This window comes from Stenotrophomonas sp. (assembly GCF_036662295.1).
In the GTDB taxonomy this organism is placed as follows: Bacteria; Pseudomonadota; Gammaproteobacteria; order Xanthomonadales; family Xanthomonadaceae; genus Stenotrophomonas.
On sequence record NZ_JAVWXA010000142.1, the window covers coordinates 1 to 8041 of the forward strand.

Sequence of the window (8041 nt, forward strand, 5' to 3'; positions counted from 1 at the left end):
GATGCCGGTGGCCAGCACGAACAACGCGCCGAGGAACGCTTCATACACGCGCAGCTCGGCCGCCGGCCAGAAGCCCAGCGCGCCCACCGCCGCGATGGCCAGGCCGGCCACGATGCCCTTCTTGTAGCCCAGGTAGGCCACCAGCCGACCGGCCGGCAGCGACATCAGGAAGTAGGTGCCGAAGAAGGTGAACTGCACCAGCATCGCCTTGGCGTAATTCAGTTCGAACACGGCCTTCAGATGCGGGATCAGGATGTCGTTGAGGCAGGTCAGGAAGCCCCACATGAAGAAGATCGTGGTCGCCACGGCCAGGGCCATGCGCGTATTGACCACCGGCGCGGACGCGGTCGCGGACGAGGACGGCAGGGGGGGCGTTGGGGAAATGGGCATTCAGGTACGCGCCTCGTTGCGCGAGCAGGTGGAAGGAAGCGCCATCACGCGGCCAGCGGGCCGCTGCTGGCGCGGATGCGCAGTTCGACCGGCGCCACGGTGCGTTGCGGCGCCGCGTCGGGATGGTCGAGCCGGCGCAGCAGCAGTTCGGCCGCCTGGCGGCCGCGCTCGCGCGGATTGACGGTGAGCGTGGTGAGCGGCGGCAGGGCCACGGCCGCCTCGGAAATATCATCGAACCCGGTCACGGCGAAATCCTGTCCCGGACGGACCCCGCGCGAGGCCAGGCCCAGCATCAGGCCCAGCGCAACGCTGTCGTTGTAGCAGACCGCCGCGGTGGGCACCGCGTCGAGCGCGAACAGCTCCTCGGTGCGCGCCGCCGCCTCGAGACGGTTCGGCGCCGATTCGATCAGCCAGTCCGGGTGCACCTCCCTGCCCGCTTCGGCCAATGCCTGCGCATAGCCCAGGCGGCGCTGATGGCAGGAGCTGGAGTCGGCATGGCCGCCGAAGAACGCGATGCGCTGGTGGCCGCGCTCGATCAGGTGACGGGTGGCCAGGTAGGTGCCCTGCTGGTTGTCCAGCGTGAGGAAGTCCCAGTCGGCACCGGGCGGCTCACGGTTGAACAGCAGCACGTTGGCATTGAAACCCAGCGCCTGGCGCAGTTCGGCGGCATCGCTGCCCTCGGCCGGCGACAGGATCAACCCGGCCGGGGTGTGTTCCATCAACGTGGTCAGCACCGCCTGCTGGCGCTGCGGCGATTCGCCGGTGCTGCCCAGCAGCGTGACAAAGCCCTTCGCGCCCAGCGCCTCGTCCACGCCGGAGGCGAACTCGGCGAAGAACGGGTTGGACAGGTCGTTGATCACCAGCGCCACGCTGGAGGACGTACGGCGGCGCAGGTTGGCCGCGCCGCGGTTGTAGACATAGCGCTGGCGGCGCAGCTCGGCTTCCACCCGCGCGCGGGTGTCGACGTTGACCAGCGGACTGCCCCGCAGCACCAGCGACACGGTCGCGCGCGACACGCCGATCGCCTCGGCGATGTCGGTCACGGTGACCGCGCGCGATCCCTTGCCTGCGGGGGTGGCCTTGTCTTTCATGCTGTGAGCCCGGTCCTTGTCATGCCGCAAGCCTAAACGATCGCATCGGCAAGCGGATTGCGCCCGTGCCGACGGTCAGGGACAGGCACGGGCCGCCGTGCTGGCTCATTCCAGCACCGCCCCCGGGGTGGCGCAGAACGAGCGCGGCAGCGCCTGGACCTGGGTGCCCCAGCCCTGGGTGGGGGCCTGCTCGGCGAGCGCGAAGGCGATGCGTCCGCCCTGCTGCAGCCGGCCCCAGTCCAGCCACACCGCGGCATGGTCCTGCCCATCCACCTGCACGCCCTGCACGTACTGCAGGCGGCGCCCGTCGGCACCGTTGGCCGCCACGGTCAGCGTGCGGCCGGTGCCCAGGTCCACCTCGACCTTGGCAAAGCGCGGGGTATGCAGCAGGAACTGGCCGCTGCCCGGCACGGCCGGGTACAGGCCGAGCGCGCTGAACAGGTACCAGGCCGACATCGTGCCGAGGTCGTCATTGCCGGTCACCCCGTTGGGCGCGTTGGTGAACAACTGCTGCGCGGCGCGCACCACGGTGGCGGTCTTCCACGGCTGGCCGATCAGCGTGTACATCCACGGCGCGTGCAGGTCCGGTTCGTTGTTGGGGTTGTAGCGGAACTGGTTGTAGTAGCTGTACGGCCCCACCACCCATTCCTTGCGCGCGGCGGTCAGCGGCGACTGCACCAGGGCGTCGTAGGCGAAGAACGCATCCAGGCGCTTGCCGGCTTCCTCGCGACCGTGCATGGCCTGGACCAGGCCGGGCACGTCCTGCTGCGCCAGCCACTGGTACTGCCACGCGGTGCCTTCATGGAAGCCGTGGTGCGAGCGCGGGCTGTAGTGGCCATCGGAGGGCACGTACCACTTGCCATCGTCCATGCGCGGACGCGGGAAACCGCGCATGCCGGTCTCCTCGTCGCGCACCTGCGGGTCCCACACCTTGTGCCAGTTGCCGCCGCGCGTGCGCAGCGTGGCCGCATCGTCGGCGTGGCCCAGGCCATCGGCCATCTGCGCCAGCGCGCAGTCGGCCAAGGCGTACTCCAGCGTGGCCGAGCCGCCATGGTGCGGGTCCACGTCCATGCCCTTGGAGGGGAAGGCGCGGTCGTAGGCCACATAGCCATTGCTGACATAACCCGGGTTGCCGGAGCGGCCGGCGTGGCGCGAATTGAGCGGCGGCTGTTCGAATGCATTGCGGCGCAGCGCGGTGTACGCCTCGCCCTCGCGGCCGGCCAGCGCGCCGAAGCGCCACAGGTCCACCAGGAACGGGGTGACCGGATCGCCGGTCATGATGTTGGTTTCGAAGTTGGCATAGCCCCAGCGCGGCAGCCAGCCGCCTTGCGCGTTGATGGCCAGCAGGCTGCGCCCGATGTCGCGCGCCACCTGCGGGCGGGTCAGCGCCAGCCACTGGTTCTGCGCGCGGTAGGTGTCCCACAGCGAGAAATATTCGTAATAGGTCCAGCCGTCGGCGCGATGGATGGCATCGTCGTAGCCGCGGTAGCGGCCGTCGGCATCGCTGCCGGTCAGCGGCTGCAACAGGGCGTGGTACAGCGCCGAATAGAACACGGTGCGGTCATCGCCGCTGCCGCCTTCGATGCGCGTGGTGGCCAACTCGCGCCGCCACTGCTGCTGGGCCTTGTCGCGCATCTGCTCGAAGCCCAGCAAGGTGTTGCCCTGCATGCCGTCGCTGCGCAGGTTCTGGCGCGCGCCGTCGGCGTCCACGTGCGAGATGGCGCTGATCGCGGTGACCGCCTGCGACTTGCCCTTGCCCACCTCGAAACTCAGCCACGCACCGCTGGGCTTCTGCTCGCCCTCCATGCGATGCCGCGCGCCGGCCAGGCCGCCCTCCTCGCCCCAGGTGCCGAACGCCTTGAAGGGGCGGTCGAACTCGATCCGGAACCAGGTGGTGTACTGGTGGCCGCCGCAGAAACTCTTGGTGACCAGCTTGCCCTCCACCGCGCGGTCGCCGACCACGTCGATGACGCTGCCGATCACCGAATGACGCTCGTTGGCCTGGCCCACGTTGACAAGCACGTGGCCCTCGCCCGCATCGGCCGGGAAGGTATAGCGCTCGGCCGCGGCGCGGGTGCGCGCGGTGGCTTCGGCATCGATGCCGCCGTAGCTGGTGAGGCGCACCTTGTAGTAGCCGGCCTGGCCCACCTCGCCGTCGTGGGTGTAGCTGGCGGCGTAGCGCTTGTGGTCGAAGCTCTTGGCATCGTCGGTGTTGAAGTCGCCGCCCTTGCCGATGCGGCCGGTGACCGGCAGCACCGAGACCTGGCCACCCTGCTCCCAGCAGCCCGCCCCGGACAGGAAGGAATGGCCGAAGCCGCGGATCTTGGGGTCGTCGTAGCGCCAGCCGGCGTAGTGCTCGCCGATCGGGCTGACCTGGATCAGGCCGAACGGGGCCGATGCACCGGGGAAGGTGTTGCCGTCATCCTTGCTGCCGATGAAGGTATTGACCTCCCGCTCGAGCGCCACCGGGGCGGCGGCCTGCAGGGTCGGCATGAACGCCAGTGCGAGCAGGGAGGTGACAGCAAGGGGGGACGGCAGTCGGCGCATGCGTGGATCCTGTGGGTCGATGTCGGTGCGGGCGGTGGGACGGTCCGGCGGGCGGGTGCGCCGGACCAAGGGGCGGACGGGCCAAAGCCCCGCCACGACTGGCCTGCAATCCCCCGGTGTGGCGTGTCCAGACCCCCGTTGCCGGAAATTTAGATCGATTCAAGTAAAGCACGGGGATTTCGCGGGATGCATTCTGCGGCGCAGCATGGCGGCGGGATTGCCGCCGGTTCTGCGCCCTGGCGTGCGGCGCACCTGCGTCAGCCATCCGCCGCCAGGGACGGAAAACCGACGACGGTGCGCCGCTTGCGCGCCTGGCGCTGGCCGCGACGGCGGGCGTCCGCCCCGCCCGCGCAAGAAAACGTTTTCACAAAAAGGGCGATTCCGTCATTTCGTCGACACACGCTGGCCATATTGCGCAGCAGCATGCTTCGCCCGTCCGACCGTGCTAAAAAATCCCCGCCAATCGTTTAGATCGATCCAACTTCAAACGGTCACGTTGGCCGGGTGTTGGGTCGGGGGGGCCAGCCCACGCTGCATGCGGGACGCACCGCGCTTCGTCGTTGGCAACAGCGGCGCTCGAAATTAGATCGATTCAATCACGTATCGCCACCGTTTCAATCCAGGAGAGGGAGAGAGTGGAATGAACAAGATGTCCCGCATGCGCCACCGCGACCGGTTGTCGGCCGCCATCACCACCGCGTTGCTGGGCGCCGCCCTGGCCCCCGCCGCGTTCGCCCAGCAGGCGGCTCCGGCCGCGTCGCCCGACGCCACCACGCTGGACAGCGTGCAGGTCACCGGCTACCGCTACGCCATCGAAAAGAGCCTGCAGCAGAAACGCGACGCCAACGCCGTGGTCGAAGTGATCACCGCCGAGGACGTGGGCAAGTTCCCCGACAAGAACGTGGCCGATGCGCTGCAGCGCGTGCCGGGCGTGGTCATCGAGCGCAGCGGCGGCGAAGGCAAGACCGTCAGTGTGCGCGGCCTGGCCCCGGACCTCACCCTGACCCAGTTGAACGGCAACTACGTGGCCACCTCGGAAACCAACAACGAGGCCACCCGTTCGTTCAACTACACGCTGCTGCCGGCCAACATGCTGTCCAGCGCGGAGCTGTTCAAGTCGCCGGAGGCCCGCATCGACGAAGGTGGCATCGGCGGCACGGTCATCCTGCACACCCGTCGCCCGCTGGAGATGGAAACCAACTCGGGCTACGTGAACCTGGAAGGCACCTCCTCGGACACCAGCCATGACGTGGATCCGCAGGCCTCGGCGCTGTACTCCTGGCACAGCCAGGACGAGCGTTTCGGCGTGCTGATCGGCGCCACCAAGCAGAAGCGCACCAGCCGCACGATGCAGGTGAGCACCGAGGACTACCAGTGGTACGGCAACGGCACCGATGCAGTGGATGCCAACGGCAACGTGCTGGACCAGGACGGCATCCACTACTGGTGGGGCCAGTCGGGCTTCAACGACCAGAGCGGGCGCAACTACAGCGAATTCTTCATGCCCACCTCGGCCAACTTCGCGGTGAAGGAAGAGAAGCGCGAGCGGACCGGCGGGCAGTTCACGTTCCAGTTCAAGCCGATCGACAACCTCACCCTGACCGCCAACTACTTCCGCTTCGAGCTGGAAGGCAATTACACCCAGAACATGCTGAAGGTGCCCGAGTGGAACCTGGCGCGCTTCAACGGCGACGGCAACTGGGCCGGCGGGCGCCTGCTCAACGGGCTGGACTTCGACCCCAGCGGCAGTATCGTCACCGGCGCGCAGTACGAAAAGCTGGCCGGCAAGACCTACTACTGCAGCGAAGAACAGGCGGCCGCCGCCGGCATGGCCCCCGGTGGCTGGGGCCCGGATGACTGCACCATCCCCACCCCGCAGCTCACCGGCACCTACAGCAAGGAAAAGGCGCTCTCCCAGACCGCCGACCTGACCATCGACTGGGACATCAGCCCGCTGTGGAAGGCCTCCTTCACCGGTGGCCGCACCTGGTCCGAGGGTGGCCCGTCGATGAACTTCGGCATGTCGGCCAAGCCGCGCCGCCAGGTGGACGGGGTGTGGCAGTCCGGCAACAGCTACACCGCCTGGGACCTGACCGGCACGCCGAGCGTGAGCTTCTCGCCGAACCTGCAGGACCAGCTGATGGCCGGCATCGCCGAGATCGACACCGGTTCCACCGGGTCCTCGTGGATGCAGACCGAGGTCAAGCAGAACTACTTCCAGGCCGACGTCACCAAGATGTTCGAAAGCGGCTGGCTGGACTCGATCCAGTTCGGCGCCAAGTATCGTGACGGCGAAGTGCACCGCAACACCGGCAACACCTACTGGGTGTGCCAGGGCAAGGACCCGGCCGACTACGACAACAACCGCTACCAAGCTGGTTGCGATTCCACCGCCGGCCTGGCCCAGCCCGGCTTCTTCCTGTCCAGCCCGATCAGCAACATCGCCGGCGGTTTCAACGCCAACGTGTTCCCGGGCATCAACTATCCGGCCTACATCGACTTCCTCAACCAGAAGTACGGCGGCTCGCACAGCCGCAAGGAAGAGGACTTCGTCTACAACGTCAACGAGAAGATCTACTCGGGCTATTTCCAGGCCAACTTCCGCACCGAGCGCCTGCGCGGCAACGTCGGCGTGCGCGTGGTGCGCACCCGGCAGTTCGCCGAGTCCAGCGATTCGGTGGAGAAGTTCAACGACTACTTCCAGGACAACGCGGCCGGCGCACCGATGGGCTGCAACGACCCGGCGGCCGCCCCGCTGATCGCCTCCAACACCGGCTATGTATGCCAGAGCGGTTTCGTGCGCCTGCCCGACGGCCTGGCGCGCGAGAAGACCTACGAGTTCGCCTCGCTGGAACGCACCTACACCGACTTCCTGCCCAGCTTCAACATCGCCTGGGACATCACCGACAACCTGGTGCTGCGTGGCGCCGCTTCCAAGGTGATCGCCCGCCCCGGCTACACCAGCATCGCCGCGCCGGGCAGCCTGAGCTACGTCAGCGAGGAATACAGCAATGACCGCCGCGTGGCCGGCGGCACCGACACCCCGGGCTGGTACGGCCATGGCAGCAACAAGAACCTGGAGCCGTTCGAAGCGACCCAGTTCGACATCGGCCTGGAGTGGTACTTCCAGCCGGGCGCGGTGGCCGGTGCGGCCCTGTTCCGCAAGAACGTGGACAACTTCACCGTGCCGGTGGTGCGCGACCAGCAGATGACCGTGGGTGGCCAGACGGTGACCGTGCAGAAGTACGAAACCGAAGCCAACGGCCGTGACGGCGTTTCGCAGGGTGTGGAGCTGTATGGCCAGTACACCTTCCAGATGGGCTTCGGCGTGCAGGCCAACTACACCTACAACGACACCAACCTGGCCTCGATCGTGCTGGACGGCCAGAACATCGGCTCCTCGCCGCTGGTGGGCAGCGCCAAGAACCAGGCCAACATCACCCTGTTCTACGAGAACGAGAAGTTCCTCGCGCGCGCTTCCTACAACCGTCGCGGTGAAGTGGTGGGCGGCCTGGTCAACGGCCTCACCCAGTACTCCGAGCCTTACGACCAGCTCGACCTCAACGCGGCCTACAACCTGACCGATGCCCTGACCCTCACCGCCTCGGTGCTCAACGCGACCAAGTCCGAGCAGCGCATCTACCTGGGCAGCGACAGCAAGGCGCGTCTGATCTCCAACACCTACACCGGCCGCCAGCTGTACTTCGGCGTGAACTGGAAGTTCTAACCCACCCCGCCCCGCCGCCACGGCGGGGCCCCGGTCCTCCACGGCAGCCGCGCTGGTACAGGCGGCTGCCGTTTTCGTCCCTACCCGCGACCGGGTAGCGCCACCCCATGGGTGGCTGCACGTGATGCCGGATCGACCGGGCAGCGCCACCCCATGGGTGGCTGCGCGTGATGCCGGATCGACCGGGTAGAGCCACCCCATGGGTGGCTGCGAGTGATACCGGATCGCAGAGCAGCCACCCATGGGGTGGCTCTACCACGGCGGCGTTATGCGTCGAGGGCGGCGC

General features: G+C 67.7%; 4 protein-coding genes and 1 pseudogene. 1 reads left to right on the forward strand and 4 read right to left on the reverse strand.

Annotated elements, in window-relative coordinates; all coding sequences use genetic code 11:
• The 4 genes and pseudogenes from RSA25_RS18025 to RSA25_RS18040 all read right to left on the reverse strand — a co-directional run.
• Positions 1–390: pseudogene (locus RSA25_RS18025) on the reverse strand (glucose/galactose MFS transporter); the annotation flags it as partial.
• Positions 391–434: 44 nt separating this feature from the next.
• Complete coding sequence (locus RSA25_RS18030) at positions 435–1481, reverse strand: LacI family DNA-binding transcriptional regulator (RefSeq protein WP_332810206.1); 1047 nt, start codon at positions 1479–1481, stop codon at positions 435–437.
• A 105-nt stretch (positions 1482–1586) separates the two neighbouring features.
• Positions 1587–4028, reverse strand: a complete 2442-nt coding sequence (locus RSA25_RS18035; RefSeq protein WP_332810207.1) for a GH92 family glycosyl hydrolase — start codon at positions 4026–4028, stop codon at positions 1587–1589.
• A gap of 257 nt (positions 4029–4285) precedes the next feature.
• Positions 4286–4453 carry a hypothetical protein gene (locus RSA25_RS18040; protein ID WP_332810208.1) on the reverse strand — a complete coding sequence of 56 codons (168 nt, stop codon included), beginning with the start codon at positions 4451–4453 and terminating at the stop codon, positions 4286–4288.
• 215 nt (positions 4454–4668) lie between these two features.
• Between RSA25_RS18040 and RSA25_RS18045 the strand changes: the two genes are divergently transcribed.
• A complete protein-coding gene (locus RSA25_RS18045; RefSeq protein ID WP_332810209.1) occupies positions 4669–7755 on the forward strand; it encodes a TonB-dependent receptor in 3087 nt (1028 codons plus the stop codon).
• Positions 7756–8041: the final 286 nt, after the last annotated feature.